The organism is Pseudovibrio sp. SCP20 (genome assembly GCF_057774105.1).
On the sequence record NZ_JBYMDH010000001.1, the window covers coordinates 209,555 to 227,346 of the forward strand.

Genomic DNA, 17,792 nt, shown 5'->3' on the forward strand with positions numbered 1-17,792 from the left:
TACGAGCAAGAACTTTACGAGGGAGCACAACTATGTCTGCGTCTGAAACGCATGCACATGACCATCCAACCGGATGGGTGCGGTGGGTCTACTCCACCAACCACAAGGATATCGGTATCCTTTACCTGATCTTCGCGATCATGGCTGGCATCATCGGCGGTCTTCTTTCCATCGTTATGCGTATGGAACTGCAAGAGCCGGGAATGCAGTACTTCGCAGATCCTCACATGTTCAACGTGTTCACCACAGCGCACGCGCTGATCATGATCTTCTTCATGGTTATGCCAGCGTTGATCGGTGGCTTTGCGAACTATTTTGTTCCGATCATGATTGGCGCGCCTGACATGGCGTTCCCGCGCATGAACAACATCTCCTTCTGGCTTCTGCCACCAGCATTCATCCTGCTGCTCATGTCCCTGTTCGTACCGGGGCCTCCAGGTGCAAACGGTGTTGGCGGTGGCTGGACCATCTATCCTCCGCTGTCCACCTCTGGTCAGCCTGGTCCTGCAATGGACTTTGCAATCCTGTCACTTCACGTTGCAGGTGCTTCCTCCATTCTTGGCGCGATCAACTTCATCACCACCATCTTCAACATGCGTGCCCCAGGCATGACCATGCACAAGATGCCACTGTTCGTATGGGCAGTACTGGTGACTGTATTCCTGCTGCTGATCTCCCTGCCTGTTTTGGCTGGCGCGATCACCATGCTTCTGACAGACCGTAACTTTGGCACCACCTTCTTTGAAGCTGCTGGTGGCGGTGACCCAATCCTGTTCCAGCACTTGTTCTGGTTCTTCGGTCACCCTGAAGTGTACATTCTGATCCTGCCTGCATTCGGCATCATCTCCCACATCATCTCTACCTTCTCCCATAAGCCAGTGTTCGGTTACATCGGCATGGCATACGCGATGGTGGCGATTGGTGTTGTTGGCTTCGTCGTGTGGGCGCACCACATGTTCACCGTTGGTCTGTCTGCTGACACTCAGGCATACTTCCTGTTCGCGACCATGGTGATTGCGGTTCCAACAGGCATTAAGATCTTCTCATGGATCGCGACCATGTGGGGTGGTTCCATCGAGTTCCGCACGCCAATGGTTTGGGCAATCGGCTTCGTATTCCTGTTCACCGTTGGTGGTGTAACCGGTGTTCAGCTGGCAAACGCAGGTCTCGATCGCGCTCTGCATGACACCTACTACGTTGTGGCTCACTTCCACTACGTTCTGTCTCTGGGTGCTGTGTTTGCGATCTTCGCAGCCTGGTACTACTGGTTCCCAAAAATCTCCGGTTACATGTACTCCGAGTTCCTCGGTAACCTGCACTTCTGGGTGATGTTCATCGGCGTGAACCTGGTGTTCTTCCCGCAGCACTTCCTTGGTCTTGCTGGTATGCCTCGTCGTTACGCTGACTATCCGGATGCATACGCGGGCTGGAACATGGTTTCCTCCTATGGATCCTACATTTCCGGCATTGGCGTGCTCATCTTCTTGTGGTGTGTTGCTGATGCATTCCTCAAGAAGCGTGTAGCTGGCGACAACCCATGGGGTCAGGGCGCAACCACTCTGGAATGGACACTGTCTTCACCTCCTCCATTCCACCAGTTCGAGATCCTTCCAAAGATCAAGTAACTGGCCTGAGATTACCGGGGGCGGTCAATGCCCCCGGTGCTAGCCGAAGCACAAGACCCGGAAGTGCTCCAATGTTCCGGGAATGAAGCCAAGAACGCTAAAACAGCACAGGCTTCTCCATCGCGACAGAGGTACAGGCATGACAATGCTGGATCAGACTCAAGGACTTCAGGAAGACGCTACCGATCTGGGTGGTCGTGGCAGCGTTTCTGATTACATCGCGCTGCTCAAGCCGCGGGTAATGTCCCTTGTTGTGTTCACAGCAGCTGTTGGCCTTGTCATGGCGCCGGGCAACCAGCACCCATTCCTCAGCTTCATTTCTATTCTCTGCATCGCCATAGGTGGTGGTGCATCTGGCGCGCTAAATATGTGGTGGGATGCAGACATTGATGCTGTAATGTCCCGCACCAAAAAGCGCCCAATCCCTGCTGGTAAAATCACGCGCGAAGAAGCCTTTGCATTCGGCATGGTGCTTTCTTTCGGTTCCGTCTTGACCCTCGGTCTGGTCGCGAACTGGGTTGCAGCTGGCCTGCTGGCATTCACTATTTTCTTCTACGTTGTCATCTACACAATGTGGCTCAAGCGCAGCACACCGCAGAACATTGTGATCGGTGGTGCAGCTGGAGCGCTCCCTCCAATGGTTGGTTGGGCAGCAGTTACTGGCGACGTTACTCTGGTCAGCATCGCGCTGTTCATGATCACTTTCACTTGGACACCTCCACACTTCTGGGCATTGGCGCTGGTTAAAAACGGCGACTATCAGGAAGCCGGTGTTCCAATGTTGCCGGTCGTTGCTGGTGAAACCGCAACCCGCCATCAGATCGTTCTCTATTCCCTGCTGCTTCTGCCAGTTGGCATGTCTCCATACTTCCTGGGCTTCGCATCGGCCTTCTTCGGTGTTGGCTCTGCGATCCTTGGTCTGGTGTTCCTTGGCTACGCAATCCGCGTCTGGAAAGTGCGCGAAGGCGATGCAGCTAAGAAAGCAGCAATGTCTCTCTTCAAGTTCTCACTGTTCTATCTCATGCTGATTTTCGCTGGGTTGCTCGCTGAGAACATGATTGGTCTGGTCTAACGCACAACAGAAAAGAGAAGAAAATGAGCAAGCAAAAAGCAGTTCTTTCTGAAGAGCAAATCAAGACCCGTCGTGGCCGTTCTGTGGCGCTTGCAGTCACTCTGGCTGTACTGGTCGCCATGTTTTACGTCGTCACCATCGTAAAGCTCGGCCCGGGCATCATTGATCGCCCGCTGTAAGAGACGCTGATGACTGATCAAAATTCAGAAACTGCAGAACAGGCAAAAGCGAAACGCAGCAACGCAACAGTTGCTGTGATTTGTGCTGGCGTGTTCTTCGGAATGGTTGGTCTGTCCTTCGCTGCTGTCCCGCTTTACCAGCTCTTCTGTCAGGTGACGGGCTATGGTGGAACCACCCAGCGTGCGGAAGAGGCATCCGAAACAATTCTCGATCGTGAGATCATCGTGAGCTTTGACGCCAACGTCGCTCCGGGTCTGGATTGGGACTTCAAACCGAAACAGAAGAAGGTCCGCGTGAAGCTCGGTCAGATGACTGAGATCATGTACGAAGCCAAAAGCCTTGCGCAGCAGGTTTCAACCGGAACCTCCACCTTCAATGTGGCCCCTTTCGAAGTGGGGGGCTACTTCAACAAAATTGATTGCTTCTGCTTTACCGAGCAACCGCTCCAGTCAGGAGAGTCAATCGATATGCCGGTCGTGTTTTTCATCGATCCGGAACTGGACAAGGACGAAAGCCTGAAAAACATCAAGGAAATCACCTTGTCCTACACATTCTTTGAATTGCCGAAAGACGGCGAGGAAGAAACAGCTGCAGTGGCTTCTCCAAGCGACGCGGCCACTGACAAGCTTTAGGTCGCGAGACGGATCTGCTTTAGCAGAAGCGACCTTTTTGAAATGGGGAGAAAGATATGGCTGGTGCGAAGAACCACGATTATCACATTATCGAGCCAAGCCCATGGCCCTTCATCGGGTCTGTTGGAGCGTTGGTTATGGCAATTGGTGCCATTGCGTTTATGCGGATGGGCGAAGGCGGTATCAACTTTTCGTTAGACCTTTCCTACTGGAAAGGCTGGACTGACTTTCAGCCTATCGGATTCACATTAAGCGGTTGGGCGCTGTTTGCCATTGGTCTGGCAATCGTTCTCTACACCATGTTTATGTGGTGGCGTGATACCGTGCGCGAGTCCCGCGAAGGTCATCACACCCGCGTTGTGTCTTTGCACCTGCGTTACGGTATGCTGCTGTTCATCCTGTCCGAAGTTATGTTCTTCGTAGCATGGTTCTGGGCATTCTTTGATGCATCCCTGTTTGCAGGCGAAGCAGCGCAGTTTGGCCGTGTTGAGCATACTGGCGGTGTATGGCCTCCACAGGGCATCGAAACCTTCGATCCATGGCACCTGCCTCTGCTGAACACTCTGATCTTGCTGCTGTCCGGTACAACAGTGACCTGGGCACACCACGCTCTGGTTCATGGTGATCGCGAAGGCCTCAAGTGGGGTTTGATTGCAACCGTAGTCCTCGGTGTAATTTTCACCATCTGTCAGGCCTACGAATACTCCCATGCAGCCTTCGGTTTCTCTGAGAACATCTACGGCGCAACCTTCTTCATGGCGACTGGTTTCCATGGCTTCCACGTGATCGTGGGCACCATCTTCCTCGCTGTGTGCATGTTCCGCGCTCTGGCTGGTCACTTCACCACCACCAAGCACTTCGGCTTCGAAGCTGCTGCATGGTACTGGCACTTCGTGGATGTGGTCTGGCTGTTCCTGTTCGCAGCAGTTTACATCTGGGGCGGCTAAGCAGCCGGCATTAGCCAGGAGTAGGTCTGGATCTCAGGCCAAAAAAATCGAAAAAGATAAGGGCGGCGCAAGCCGCCTTTTCTATATGTATATGACCTAGGTGTCTGCTGTGCGTTCTCACGGGCACCCTTGGATCCGAGGCTCCACATGAGTGAGAGGAAAAAGACAAAGGCCTTTCAAGGCCTTCCCGCCAATCCATTGTCCGTCGGCCTGCGCGGAAAGTGTCCAAGATGCGGGGAGGGGCCATTGTTTCAGGGCCTGCTGAAACTACGGGCGTCCTGTTCCAGATGCGGTCTGACCTATGACTTTGCAGATTCTGGAGACGGACCAGCAGTCTTTGCCATTCTCATTCTGGGGTTTATTCTTGTTGGTGGTGTGCTGTTTGTCGAGTTTGCGTATCAACCACCATTATGGCTGCATATGATCATATGGGCACCCGTCACTGTGGTGTTGAGCATAACGCTTTTGCGCGTTCTCAAGGGCCTGTTGATCGCGTTGCAGTACAAGAACAATGCAGCGGAAGGAAAACTTGATGATCGCTGAGAGGGAGGTTGGCGATGTATCACCTGATGCAAAGCCTGCACGCAAAAACGATGTCGAATGGCATGAGGAGCCTGAGCCGGTTCCGGAAAACCCATCACAACACACAAAAAATAATAAAGATAACGCCGTGACTGATGATCAATTAGAACATGACGATGAAGAGGCTGGAAATGCTGACGCGAGCAAGTCCAGACTCATACCGTTTCTGAAGCGCTACTGGATCTTGCACCTATGCGCTGCAATCGGCCTGGCCATTCTAGCGAATCTGAGCTTGTGGCAGTTTGACCGGCTGGACCAAAAAGTTGCGCTGATCGAGCGTGCTGAGGTACGTGCAAAAGAAGCGCCTGTCGCTGCACCTGGGCCAGCTACTTGGGAAGGGCTGTCCAGTGATGAGATCGACTACATGCCAGTCGAAGTCTCAGGACAATTCATCATTGGTGAGCTGTTCTACTTCGATACGTTGACTAAGCCGAAAGGCCCGCTGGGAGGACAGGGATATTTCGTCTACGCACCGTTCATCACCAATGATGGATGGACTGTGTTGGTCAATCGAGGCTTCGTACCGATTGATCGCAAGGACTTCAGCACCCGTCTGGGCTCTGCCCCGCCACGTGGACAGATGACCATCACGGGCCTTGCGCGCCGCGCTGAGGTGGCAAGCATGTTCTCAGCTGAGCCAAACCTGAGCACCAATGAATGGTATGTCCGCGAGCCAAAGGCCATGGCAGAAGCCATGGGCATGTTGGCTGATCAGACTGCGCCATACACCATTGACCTGCAAGAGACAGTGAGCGTCGCCGGTGATCTACCACAGGCAGGGGAGACACGCATGACGTTCTCCAACAACCACCTGCAATACGCGTTCACATGGGCAGGTCTGGCTCTCACCTTGGTGGGCGTCTATTTCGCATTCCTGATCAAGGCTTGGTTCAATCAGGATAAGCCTGTCACAAAAGACGATGATGAGGACGAAGACGACGACTACGACGCGGAAGAAGAGAAGCGAAAAGCGGATCGTTACAAGATGATCTCGGATGCTGCTCGTCGACCTCGCAGGTAGCTTTAAGTTCTTTGGGAAGACTAACAAAAAAGGGGAGCATGGCTCCCCTTAAACGTTTTTGGGCTGAGCCCCTTAAAGCTGAGAGAGAATATTCTCTGCAGAAGAAATCGTAGCTTCGCCTGGAGCTTCCTCTATATTGAGGGAAGACAGCACGCCGTCCTTCACAATCATGGAATAGCGCTTGGAGCGGATGCCCATGCCAAACGCGGATGCATCCAGCTCAAGGCCGATTGCCTTGGTAAAGTCCGCACTGCCATCTGCAAGGAACAGGATCTTATCGTCTGCACGCGTGTCACGTGCCCATGCGCTCATCACAAATGCGTCGTTCACGGAAACCACAGCGATGGTCTCAACACCCTTGGCCTTAATGGCTTCTGCATTGTCGATGAAGCCTGGCAGGTGGTTCAAGTGACAGGTTGGTGTAAATGCACCCGGAACCGCAAACAGCACCACAGTTTTACCGCCGAACAGCTCTTCACTGGTGACATCAACTGGACCATCTGCACTCATGGTTTTGAATGTGACAGTTGGCAGCTTATCGCCCACTTGAATGACCATGGAAAACTCCCCAATTTGCTCGTTTGAGGCGTACCTTTGAAAGTGCTTGGGCTTTCAGATCAGATACGCTCAGGACTCTGGATGACAACATAGCAGACCTTTCAACTTAAGGTCTGCATCTGAAAAGAAACGGGCTTTAGTTGTAGCCGCGAGCTCTTCGTTTCGCAAATACAACTAAAGCCCTTAGAAAAGCTTAGTTTGAAGCTGTGGTTTGAGGAACAGAGACATTCTGCGTTTCCTCAAAGGCTCCGTCTTTGGTCACAAGCGTCAGGCGCAGCTCAAGCTCGCTGACATCCTCTGGCAGGCCAATGTAAGGCAGCGTCCAGTGGGCCTTGCCCTTCTTCACAGAAGTCAGCTTTGGCACGCCATGGTAGGAGCCGGCAGGACCCTCAACAAAAAGCTCTGGGGCTTTTTCTTTGGCAGGCACTTTCGCGCTGATTTCAATCTGGCGCTCTTTGCCTTCACCAACAACCTTGATCTCAGGAAACTGGCTTGGCAGATCACCTTGTGCAATTGGCACCTGCGCAAACGCATCGTTGACCAGCTTGTCAGCAACTTCATCTTTCATGGTTGCCGCTGGAAAAACGAGAGAAACCTCAGCCTGCCCAGGAATGCAGATATCCTTACAGATGCCAAAAGTCAGGTTTGCATTCAAAATGGCCGGACGTGCATCGTCCATCCGTTTGAGCAGCACAGGCAGCACCACTTTCTCTGAATAGATCAGAGATGTGGAAAATCCGTCAGAGTAAGCCTTGGGCGCCGGGAACATCAGCTCCGCGCTAGCTATATTGACTGAATTAACAAAGCTGGCTTCTGTCGGGATACCGGCTTCGCCCGGGTATCTCCAGTAGGTATGCCAGCCATCTTCAAGGCGAAATTCAATCCCGCCGCGATACAGGCCATCAGGTGTTGGCTCGCTCGCACGAATAAGACGGACAGCGCCACCTTGAACAATTACCCATTCAGACACACTTGATGACAAGGCGCTTGAAACAGAGGCGGATAGCACCGCAGCAGCGATGAGGGTCGATTTGAAGAATCTAGAAATCATAGAGTCTATTTAAACGGTCCCTTTTCGAATTCCCATTAAGATTGCCTCTCAGACAATCAATGATCCGTGAACAATCCCATGTTTTTCTCACTGATCATTGATCACCGGAAAAATCCGTGAGTACCTATAATATAATTGCCTCTACACTCAAGTAAGAGGCAATCCGTTCGAAGCATGAGGAGAGCGCCCCCAACATGTCTGGTGAAAAACCGGGTTACATTGACGGACAATATCTCATTGCCATGCCCACAATGGAGGATGGCCGTTTTGCCCATTCCGTCATCTACGTGTGCGCTCACTCTGAAGAGGGTGCGATGGGGATTGTGCTCAACCAGCCGGCCCCTAACATCACATTTGGGCAACTTTTAGGTCAGTTGAACATCATTGATGATGAAGATGATGACCAGCTGGCAATCGACATTGCAGACCGCAAAGTGTACCGCGGTGGCCCGGTTGATGCTGGTCGTGGTTTTGTTCTTCATTCCGATGATTACTTCCTAGAAGAAACCAGCCTCAAGATTGAAGAAGGGGTTGTCCTGACAGCCACCGTAGAGGTGTTGCGTGCAATCGCAGCAGGCAAAGGCCCCAAAAAGTCCCTTCTGGCACTTGGCTATGCAGGCTGGGCGCCCGGCCAGTTGGAAGCAGAGTTGCAGGCCAATGGTTGGCTCACCTGCCAAACAGATCCTTCGCTGATCTTTGAAGGTGAAGGTGATCAGAAGTGGCACAATGCTCTTGAAATTCTTGGTATTGATCCAGGAATGCTGTCCAGCGACATTGGTCACGCATGATCTTACGTGCCTAAACGAGATTTCGCCGTGCAACTTCTTAAAATTTCTGCTATTTCCCTGTGCGCACTTGAAACACAAATGCGACTGATTTGGGAATCTGTGTTTGGGTTCCAGCTGAAAACCTGAAGAATACCAATAGGGTACGGCACGAAACTACTCTGATTCAGGTTAAGCGAGAAGGGATGTAACGGTGAGATATGTAAGTACGCGCGGCGATGCACCAGAACTCGATTTTTCTGAGGTGCTGCTCACGGGATTGGCACGCGACGGCGGTTTGTATCTACCAAAAGAGATCCCTCAATTATCTACTGAGGAAATTTCAGGATTTGCTGGAAAGCCTTACAGCGAGGTTGCGCTCAAGGTGATCGCGCCTTTCGTTGGCGACTCCATTCCGCATGACGATCTGAAGCAGATGATTGACGAAGCTTATGCAAGCTTTGCGCATAAGGCAGTCACACCTCTCGTCCAGACAGCCCCAAACACATACGTCCTCGAACTCTTCCACGGCCCGACACTCGCATTCAAAGACGTTGCAATGCAGCTGCTTGGTCGCCTGATGGATTATGTTCTAGCGCAGAAGGGTGCTCGCGCAACCATTGTTGGCGCTACTTCTGGCGACACTGGTGGCGCAGCGATTGAAGCATTCCGCGGCCGTGAGCGCACCGACGTCTTCATTCTTTTCCCGGAAGGCCGTGTCTCTCCTGTTCAGCAGCGCCAGATGACCACTGCGAAGGAGCAAAACATCCACGCACTGGCAATCAAAGGCAACTTTGACGACTGCCAAGGCATCCTGAAGGATCTGTTTAACAACTTCTCCTTCCGTGAGCGTGTTGGCCTGTCTGGCGTAAACTCCATCAACTGGGCGCGCATCGTTGCGCAGGTGGTCTATTACTTCACCTCCGCAGTATCTCTGGGCGCACCGCACCGCAAAGTGTCCTTCACCGTTCCAACCGGCAACTTTGGTGATGTGTTCGCTGGCTACGTGGCACAGCAAATGGGCTTGCCGATTGAAAAGCTGGTGATTGCGACCAACACCAACGACATTCTGGCACGTACGCTGGAAACTGGTCGTTATGAGACACGCGGCGTGGTGGCAACCACTGCACCTTCTATGGACATTCAGGTGTCTTCCAACTTCGAGCGCCTGCTGTTTGCGGCGAACGACAAGGACAGCGCCACTGTGAAGAGCCAGATGGACAGCCTTAAGCAGTCCGGTGGCTTCACTCTCTCCGAAAAAGCCCTAGGTTTTATCAAGGAGAAGTTCTCTGCGGGTCGCGCAAGTGAAGAAGACACTGCACAGACCATCACTGATACGCTTAAAGAAAGCGGCTACTTGCTTGACCCGCACACAGCGGTCGCAATCCATGTAGCCAAAGAACACAATGACGGCGTAACTCCGATGATCGTGCTGTCGACAGCGCATCCGGCCAAGTTCCCGGCGGCAGTAGAAAGTGCATCAGGTATCCATCCTGACCTGCCAGCCCACCTGTCTGATCTGATGGAACGCGAAGAGAAATTCTCTGTTCTTCCGGCAGATGCTCTGGAAGTTGCGAAATTCGTTGAAGGCAGTGCACGTGCCGTGAAAGCAGGCGTTTAATGGCGGTCAAACTAACAAAACTAGAAAATGGCCTGACTGTAGTTACTGATCAAATGGAGTACCTCAAGACAACAGCTCTTGGGGTATGGGTGAAAGCTGGCTCCCGCTCAGAAGGCGAGCAGGAGAACGGCATCACACACCTGCTTGAACACATGGCATTCAAAGGCACCACCAAGCGGAATGCCCGCGAGATCGCCGAGGAAATCGAAGCTGTTGGCGGCGAGATGAATGCCTCCACAAGTGTTGAGCATACAAATTACTACGTGCGCACACTGGCCGATGATGTGCCTCTAGGACTGGATATTCTCTCCGATATCCTACAGGACTCCATCATCGACGCTGATGAGCTCGCACGTGAAAAACACGTTATTCTTCAGGAGATTGGCGCTGCACAGGACACGCCTGATGATCAGGTCTTTGATGTTCTGCTGGAAACCGCATGGCCAAACCAGCCGCTTGGTCGCCCGATCCTTGGAACTCCGGAAACCGTAAACGGCTTCTCTGCTGATGCAATCCGCCAGTACGTTGAACGCAAATACACCGCGTCCGACATGGTACTCGCCGCAGCAGGTGCTGTGGAGCATGAAGCGCTTGTCGATCTGGCAAGAGCCAACTTCTCCAAACTTTCTAACTCTGCACCGGATGAAGACAATCTGGCTCAGTATGTGGGTGGTGAAGGCGCGATTGAGCGCGACCTGCAGGAATTGCAGATCATCCTCGGTTTCGAAGGCCTGCCTTACGAGCACGAAGATTATTACGCCGTTCAGGTGCTGGCTTCCATCCTTGGCGGTGGCATGTCCTCGCGCCTCTTCCAGGAAGTGCGTGAAAAGCGCGGCCTTTGCTACTCTGTCTATGCCTTCCATTGGGCCTTCGCAGACACTGGCTTCTTTGGCGTGCATGCTGCAACCGGACCGGAAGACGCCGCTGAACTGACAGAAGTGCTTGTCGATCAGCTGAAAGAGATCGCAAAAGGTGTTTCTGAGAAGGAAGTGTCCCGCGCTAAAGCACAGCTGCGCTCCGGCTTGCTGATGGCTCTGGAAAGCCCAGCAGCACGTGCAGGACAGCTGGCGCGTCAGGTGATGATCTACGGTCATCCGGTTGCGATCGAAGAGCTGGAGAAGCGCCTCAACGCCGTTTCTGCTGATCGATTGCAGGTGCTGGCTGAAAAGCTGTTTGCCACCGACAATCCCACATTTGTGAAGGTTGGACCGAAGGCACCTATGCTAAATTATGCTGAACTAAAAGAGCGTTTGGCTGGCATCAAGGCATAAGCCTGTTGCATTTCAGGCTACGCTTTCTGCATAATGGAGCTCTAGTTTAGAGGGGAGAGAAGCTGTGTCATTTTTTAAAACAAGCACATCTCCCCAATCCCTTGCGACACTGACCACCCAGCGCCTCTATCTTCGTGCTCCTTCCATGGCAGACTTTGCCCAATGGGCCGACCTTCGCGCACGCAGCAGAGATTTTCTGCAGCCATGGGAACCGACATGGCCAGCTGACGACCTGACCAAGGCATCCTTTCGCAAACGCATCCGTCGCTACAATCGCAACATCCGCGAGGGCTCTCACTATCCGTTCTTCCTGTTCAATCGGGATACGGATGAGCTACTGGGTGGCCTGAACCTCTCCAATGTCCGCCGCGGTGTCGCGCAGGCGACCTCTTTGGGCTATTGGATGGGCGCTCAGTTTGCGGGCAGTGGGTACATGAAAGAGGCGGTCACACGGGTCTGCTGCTTCTGCTTCAATGATCTGCATCTGCACCGCATCGAAGCTGCCTGCTTGCCCTCCAATGAAGTCTCCAGAGCACTTTTAACAAAGGTCGGATTCTCTGAATTAGGTTATGCACCTTCCTATTTGTTCATCAACGGAATGTGGCAAGACCATATTTTGTTTGGCAAAATCCGGGATTCTGCGCCTTTACCAGCCAAAGTGCTGCCACAATCAGAGGCAGATGGGGATAAATTGCCTGTAACACATGCTTGAACCATGAAACTGGCGCCTTGACGATGTAATGATCTTGGCAAGGAATTCAGTTAATTTTTCGTTATCGTGGAGAAGCCGGTGTCAGGGACTTATTGTCAGCGCATGCAGAACGTTATTCAGGCTGTTCTGTTAAGTGCTCTCCTGCTCATTGTGGTTGCATCACAAGCTTTAGCTTTGGAGGCGATTGTCGTCCCGAAGGACGTTGATGCACTCGATCTGACCGGCTCTGTCGATATCTATCCAAACACCAGTAAAAGCATTCAGGTCTCCACCGCTCCAGACTCAGATGGCATCGTCCGCCGCATCGAGGTGCGCTCCGTTGATGATACTGCCAGTTCCTGGGCTGTGTTCGCGCTCTCCAATCCTGGTGAAGAGCAGATCGATCGCTTGCTTGTTGCGCCGTACTACAAGATGACCGGCGGCGGTGTGCTGGTGCCAGACCTTGGTCAGCGCCGTATCGTTTCCCTGACACCAAGTCAGGGCATCCCGCCAATCCGCGAGCGCAGCACCGAAGCCGACATCTACCGTATTACGCTGGATCCGGGCGCAAACGTAACTTTCATCGCGGAAGTGAACACCCCAAGTCTGCCGGAAATTCGTCTTTGGAAGCCCGAGGCCTACAAGGACAACATCAACGCATACACGCTTTATCGCGGTATTGTGCTTGGTATCGCAGGCTTGCTGGCACTGTTCCTCACCATCCTGTTTGTGGTGAAGGGAACCGTCCTGTTCCCAGCAACAGCAGCGCTTGCATGGGCTGTTCTGGTCTATTTGTGTATCGACTTCGGGTTCTGGAACCTAGTCTTCGGGCGAACGCTAGGGGATGACCAACTTTATCGAGCGGTCGCGGAGATCAGTCTGACAGCCGCTCTTGTGGTCTTCCTTTACGCCTATCTCGGCCTTAACCGCTGGCACATTCATTACACGCACCTTGCCATTGGCCTGTTCATCACCGTACTCAGCCTGTTTGGTTTGGCTCTTTGGGATCCAACCATCGCAGCGGGTATCTCGCGCATCCTGATGGGTGGTGTGGCCATTGCTGGCTTCGGCGTCATTCTGATGCTCACCGTACGTGGGTTTGAGCGCGCGATTATGCTGCTGCCAACATGGTTCCTATTCCTCGCTTGGCTGTTTGCAGCATGGATGGCAACAACCGGTATGCTGCAGAGCGATCTGGTGCAGCCAGCTCTGGCCGGTGGCCTTGTTCTCTTCGTTCTGTTGCTCGGCTTCACAGTCATGCAGCACGCCTTTGCGGGCTCTGGTCTCTCTCACTCCGTGGTGAGCGATGTTGAGCGCCGCGCACTGGCTCTGACAGGCTCCGGTGACATCATCTGGGATTGGGATGTTGATCGCGACAAGATCCACACCAGTGGCGGTCTTGAAGAAGCGCTTGGCATCAAACCGGGCCTTCTGGATGGACCTGCACGCCTCTGGCTTGAAATCCTGCATCCGCAAGACCGCGACCTGTTCCGTGGCACACTGGACGCTGTGATCGATCACCGCCGTGGCCGCGTCAATCAAGCGTTCCGCCTGCGTGGAGAAGATGGTCATTACCGCTGGTTCAAGATGCGCGCTCGTCCGGTTCTGGGCTCAGATGGTGAAGTCATCCGCTGCGTTGGTACGCTGCTGGACATCACCTCGCAAAAGACTGCGGAAGAGCGCCTGATGCACGATGCTGTGCACGACAATCTGACCGGCCTGCCAAACCGCGAACTGTTCATGGACCGTCTCGTCGCTGCATTGGCTCGCTCTAGAGCAGAAGGCAGCGGCAACCCAACCGTAATCCTGATCGACCTCGACCGCTTCAAGCAGGTCAATGACAGCATCGGACAGACCGCCGGTGACTCCATGCTGCTCACTGCGGCGCGCCGCTTGTCCCGTTTGATCAAGCCACAGGACTCCCTGTCTCGCATCTCCGCAGACACCTTTGCAGTTCTGATGATCTCTGAGCAGGACGCAACCCGTATCGCTTCCTTTGCAGATGAGCTGCGCAAGTCTCTGCGCACACCGGTCACCTTTGGCGATCAGGAAGTGTTCCTGACGGCCTCCATCGGGGCCTCCATTTTTGATGGCGGCCCTGAAAAGGCGACAGACCTGATGCGCGATGCTGAGATTGCACTCAACCACGCCAAGCGCCTTGGTGGTGACCGCATTGAGATCTTCCGTCCAACGCTGAAGCCAGTGGCAAGCAATACACTAGCGCTGGACAACGACCTGCGCTCTGCTCTTGAGAAAGATGAGATCAAGGTTGTCTTCCAACCAATCGTGCGTCTGTCCGATAAGACCACAGCAGGCTTCGAAGCATTGGCGCGCTGGGAACACCCAAGCCGCGGTCTGATCCCGCCGTCCGAGTTTATTCCAGTTGCTGAACAAAGTGGCCTGATCAATGAGCTAGGCCTGCGTGTGATGGAAAAGGGCGCGCGTCAGTTGGCACAATGGCAACGTGAGTTCAAACACGCTCTGCCGCTGTTTGTTTCCGTAAACATCTCAAGCCGCCAGCTGCTGAAGCCTGATCTGATCAATGATGTGAAAGCCGTTCTGGCACGCACCGCGCTCACTCCGGGCTCTCTGAAGCTCGAACTGACCGAGTCTCTGGTCATGCAGAATCCAGAGTTCTCTGTGCAGGTTCTTGAGCGCCTGAAAGGTTTGGGGGCTGGTCTGTCTCTGGATGATTTTGGCACCGGCTACTCATCCCTGAGCTACTTGCAGCGCTTCCAGTTCGACACTATCAAAATCGACCAGTCCTTCGTCCGTCCAAACGGCCAGAGCGCGCGCCCTGTCATCCTGCGCACCATCGTAGCGCTGGGGCATGACCTTGGCATGGAAGTGGTTGCTGAAGGCGCAGAAACTGAATCTGATGCGCTGGAACTCTTCCAGCTGGGCTGCGAGTACGTGCAGGGCTTCCACTTCGGTCAGCCAATGCGTGCTGCGGAAGCTGGCCGCATGCTGAAAGAGCAATTTGCTCAGCAGGACCGCAGCAACCAAAGCTAACACGGGCAGTCAAACCCAAAAGCTCCGAGTGGTTACAAGCTAATTTTGTGATTACTCGGCTTTCGCGGCATTGCTGGAGAAATTTTGATCAATCACCTCTGTGTATTCTCTGAATAACTCAGGCGGTGACACACTCGAGGCAATTTTCTAAGGGCATCTGGTCCGGCTCTCTTTTCCCTATCTGAGTTTAATAGCTGCATGTTTTGTTTTGGTAATGCGTGTCGAAAAGTTCACGCCGCTCTGGGCCTGATCCTGATTTCATATGGTAGCCTCACACCAGCAAGTGCCACACCATCCTTGCTGTTGAATCTGGATACGCAGAGTGTGCTCTATGCGGAAGATGCTGGCGACCCGTGGTATCCGGCCTCAACAACCAAGCTGATGACAGCGCTTGTAACCTTTGAGGCGCTCGCCAATCGGGAAGTTGACCTTGAAACGTCCGTGGTGATGTCGCCATGGGCAATGAGGCAGGCCTCTTTAAAGTCGGGCCTGAAGGTGGGAAGCGTAATGACTCTCCAAGATGCCATTTATGCAGTGCTTGTCGGGTCAGCCAATGATGTTGCTGTAGCACTCGCAGAGAGCGTTGCTGGCAGTGAAGAGGCTTTTGTGCAGCGGATGAACGCTACAGCACGGCGCCTTGGCATGACGGCCAGCCATTTTGCCAATGCCAATGGATTGTTTGAGGCCACCCAGCAAACATCCGCGCGTGATCTGGCTGTACTGGGGCGAGAAATCTACCTCGGTTACCCCCAGTACCACGACGTGTTTGCCACATCAAAAGTGACCATTGATGGCAAGGCAATCACATCCTTCAATGAGTTGCTCACAAGGCTGCCGGGAACCGTTGGCATGAAGACCGGCTTTGTCTGCTCCTCGGGCCGCAACATCGTTGCACTGACAGACCGGGGAGGGCAGCGCTATATGGCCGTCGTACTCGGAGCAACGACTGGGCGAGAACGCAGCGAACGGGCTGCCAAGCTTCTGACAGAAGCAATGACTGGAGAGTTGGAGCCAAATGGTCAGCGGCTCAAGGATATTGCGAATGATCTGCAACAGCAGCCTGAAGACATGCGCAAAAGACTTTGCACCAGTCAAAGCAAGGCCTACGAAGAGCAGCAGAACAAACGCTACCCAATGGGGATCGGCAAGAACAGGAGCTACTTGAAAGCACGTTCAGAGCACAAAAGCTACAGCATCCGTACATGGAAGGTAGCGATCGGTTTCGGTAGCCCTCTGCCAATGCCTAAACCACAGTAGCTCATCCAGCTATGCTCACAGACGAGCAGGTTTGGACGTAAACTTGATGCCTGCTTCTTCGCAATGAAGCCAGACAATCTTGCCCGTGAACGAAAGCTTTCGGGCGGGCACCTGAATCTTCACGGTAGACCCTGAAGTCAGCTTGCCCGTGTTGACCAGCAAACGGCATCCGCCATTGCTGATGTCCTCAATCACACAGGATCGGTTGAAGTTGTCTGTAAACAACACTGCAGGCCAGTGGCAGGAATGCCGTTTATGGCCTCTGTTTTCTATCTCTAAAAGTTTCGGTCGAGGCAACATCATGAGACCGCCGGCCTTTACGTCAAAAATGCAATAACTAGAATCGTTAGTTTGGAAACTTACATACGCACTATCAATTATATGTTGCGCAGATGTTAACGCGTGGCCGGCAGCGCACATTGCTTAAGCTACTCATTTCACGAGTTAAATTGGAAAAGTTTCAACTCTAAAATATGTAAGGGTGACGTTCAGGTTATAACCTGCGGGAAGCACTACGTAAATTTGAGGTTGTAGCCATCAAATGAAGCGCAGAAGGGAAAGACTGTTCTAGTTTCCGCAGATCACAGTCAGTTCACAATCACCGACAGAAACTTCAAGCGGTGTCCCGCCAAATGGCTCCCCATCAATCTGAACAGCCGCAGCGCGATAGGCCTCAATGCGAGCTGTTTTGATGGTCCGGCACTCAACATTGCGAGACTTTACCACGGTGCCAGTAAGTAAGCGGCATGCGTATTTGAAAAGCGCCCAGGCTCCATCCTCTTTAAAGGTGAGCAGGTGCAACTGCTTCTCTAGTATAGAAGCCTCAGACACCACTAAGTGTTTTCCGGCGTAATAGCGGCCATTGGTGATCAATGCCATGGCACATTGCAGCTCTTCACCATCCGCCCGCACCTTAAAGCTGCCTTTGCGGCGGGAGAACGCCAGCTGAGCAGCAATGAAGAGAGAGGCGAAGCGACCATAACGACGCTTCAGGCGCAAGGGCACAACATGTACCACTTCTGCATCAAAGCCCGTAGAGGTAGATAGGAAAAACGGTCGCCCATTGGCATAGCCGTTGTGCAGTTTCTGTGTCTTCCCGGCAATGATGGCCTTGGCGATCTCTTTCGGCGCGCTCGGCACGCCCAGCTCATGCGCCAGCACATTGGCCGTACCAAAGGGAATGATTGCCAGATGCGGCTTCATTCCCCGTCCCAGCATGGCGGAAGCAGCTTCACTGACGGATGCATCACCGCCAGCAATCGCCAGAATATCGGTGTTCAGGTCTGGATCAGCACACGTCTCGGCAATTTCACTGGCACGGTTGGTCAGCTTCAGCTCCACCTTCATCCCAGCCTCTTCCAGACACTTCACGATCTCCGTGATGCGCTGAAAGCGGAAGGATGTGGCCGTTGGATTGGCTAGAATAAGCACACGCTTGGCTTTGCGAGGCTTCTTCTCGGGTTTATCCAGCCGGGAGTGAGGAAGCGGGCTTTCCATGCGTGCGTCCG

The 17,792-nt window shown here is 53.3% G+C and carries 17 protein-coding genes; 13 read left to right on the forward strand and 4 right to left on the reverse strand.

The genetic code is table 11. From position 1 onward, the window contains the following. Positions 1-32: 32 nt before the first annotated feature. From ctaD to AC3CB2_RS00975, 7 genes are all read left to right on the forward strand, one after another. Positions 33-1,625 (forward strand): cytochrome c oxidase subunit I, encoded by a 1,593-nt coding sequence (gene ctaD, locus AC3CB2_RS00945; protein ID WP_008549500.1) that lies wholly within the window; start codon positions 33-35, stop codon positions 1,623-1,625. A gap of 139 nt (positions 1,626-1,764) precedes the next feature. Further along, the gene (locus AC3CB2_RS00950; protein WP_008549593.1) at positions 1,765-2,697 is read left to right on the forward strand and encodes a heme o synthase; all 933 of its coding nucleotides are present in this window, start codon (positions 1,765-1,767) and stop codon (positions 2,695-2,697) included. A gap of 23 nt (positions 2,698-2,720) precedes the next feature. After that, complete coding sequence (locus AC3CB2_RS00955) at positions 2,721-2,876, forward strand: hypothetical protein (protein ID WP_008549643.1); 156 nt, start codon at positions 2,721-2,723, stop codon at positions 2,874-2,876. Between the two features lie 9 nt (positions 2,877-2,885). Further along, the gene (locus AC3CB2_RS00960) at positions 2,886-3,509 is read left to right on the forward strand and encodes a cytochrome c oxidase assembly protein (RefSeq protein ID WP_352931477.1); all 624 of its coding nucleotides are present in this window, start codon (positions 2,886-2,888) and stop codon (positions 3,507-3,509) included. Positions 3,510-3,565: 56 nt separating this feature from the next. Then, a complete protein-coding gene (locus AC3CB2_RS00965) occupies positions 3,566-4,456 on the forward strand; it encodes a cytochrome c oxidase subunit 3 (protein ID WP_014284313.1) in 891 nt (296 codons plus the stop codon). A 147-nt stretch (positions 4,457-4,603) separates the two neighbouring features. Next, a complete protein-coding gene (locus tag AC3CB2_RS00970) occupies positions 4,604-4,999 on the forward strand; it encodes a DUF983 domain-containing protein (RefSeq protein ID WP_352931475.1) in 396 nt (131 codons plus the stop codon). Then, complete coding sequence (locus AC3CB2_RS00975) at positions 4,989-6,059, forward strand: SURF1 family protein (protein ID WP_352931473.1); 1,071 nt, start codon at positions 4,989-4,991, stop codon at positions 6,057-6,059. The genes AC3CB2_RS00970 and AC3CB2_RS00975 overlap by 11 nt, the downstream gene beginning before the upstream one ends. Before the next feature lie 72 nt (positions 6,060-6,131). On the opposite strand, the gene AC3CB2_RS00980 is transcribed toward AC3CB2_RS00975, so the two are convergent. Together AC3CB2_RS00980 and AC3CB2_RS00985 are read right to left on the reverse strand one after the other, a co-directional pair. Continuing rightward, a complete protein-coding gene (locus tag AC3CB2_RS00980; protein WP_014284316.1) occupies positions 6,132-6,617 on the reverse strand; it encodes a peroxiredoxin in 486 nt (161 codons plus the stop codon). A 193-nt stretch (positions 6,618-6,810) separates the two neighbouring features. Further along, entirely contained in the window at positions 6,811-7,668 is an 858-nt protein-coding gene (locus tag AC3CB2_RS00985) for a protein-disulfide reductase DsbD domain-containing protein (RefSeq protein WP_352931471.1), read from the reverse strand. Positions 7,669-7,862: 194 nt separating this feature from the next. Between AC3CB2_RS00985 and AC3CB2_RS00990 the strand changes: the two genes are divergently transcribed. The 6 genes from AC3CB2_RS00990 (at position 7,863) to AC3CB2_RS01015 (ending at position 16,284) form a co-directional block, all read left to right on the forward strand. Then, positions 7,863-8,456 (forward strand): YqgE/AlgH family protein, encoded by a 594-nt coding sequence (locus tag AC3CB2_RS00990; RefSeq protein WP_352931469.1) that lies wholly within the window; start codon positions 7,863-7,865, stop codon positions 8,454-8,456. A gap of 190 nt (positions 8,457-8,646) precedes the next feature. Next, a complete protein-coding gene (thrC, locus tag AC3CB2_RS00995; RefSeq protein WP_352931467.1) occupies positions 8,647-10,053 on the forward strand; it encodes a threonine synthase in 1,407 nt (468 codons plus the stop codon). Continuing rightward, positions 10,053-11,324 (forward strand): M16 family metallopeptidase, encoded by a 1,272-nt coding sequence (locus tag AC3CB2_RS01000; RefSeq protein WP_352931465.1) that lies wholly within the window; start codon positions 10,053-10,055, stop codon positions 11,322-11,324. The genes thrC and AC3CB2_RS01000 overlap by 1 nt, the downstream gene beginning before the upstream one ends. Before the next feature lie 64 nt (positions 11,325-11,388). Further along, positions 11,389-12,036: a GNAT family N-acetyltransferase gene (locus AC3CB2_RS01005; protein WP_352931463.1), complete on the forward strand. Its 648-nt coding sequence runs from the start codon at positions 11,389-11,391 to the stop codon at positions 12,034-12,036. A 102-nt stretch (positions 12,037-12,138) separates the two neighbouring features. Beyond that, on the forward strand, positions 12,139-15,027 hold the full coding sequence (locus tag AC3CB2_RS01010; protein WP_352931782.1) for an EAL domain-containing protein: 2,889 nt from the start codon (positions 12,139-12,141) through the stop codon (positions 15,025-15,027). A gap of 198 nt (positions 15,028-15,225) precedes the next feature. Next, on the forward strand, positions 15,226-16,284 hold the full coding sequence (locus AC3CB2_RS01015) for a D-alanyl-D-alanine carboxypeptidase family protein (protein ID WP_352931461.1): 1,059 nt from the start codon (positions 15,226-15,228) through the stop codon (positions 16,282-16,284). Between the two features lie 15 nt (positions 16,285-16,299). Here AC3CB2_RS01015 and AC3CB2_RS01020 read toward each other — a convergent pair whose 3' ends face one another. After that, positions 16,300-16,587, reverse strand: coding sequence for a PilZ domain-containing protein (locus AC3CB2_RS01020; RefSeq protein ID WP_208609051.1), 288 nt, complete (start codon positions 16,585-16,587; stop codon positions 16,300-16,302). Between the two features lie 264 nt (positions 16,588-16,851). Then, positions 16,852-17,781: a diacylglycerol/lipid kinase family protein gene (locus tag AC3CB2_RS01025; RefSeq protein ID WP_352931459.1), complete on the reverse strand. Its 930-nt coding sequence runs from the start codon at positions 17,779-17,781 to the stop codon at positions 16,852-16,854. Positions 17,782-17,792 lie beyond the last annotated feature (11 nt).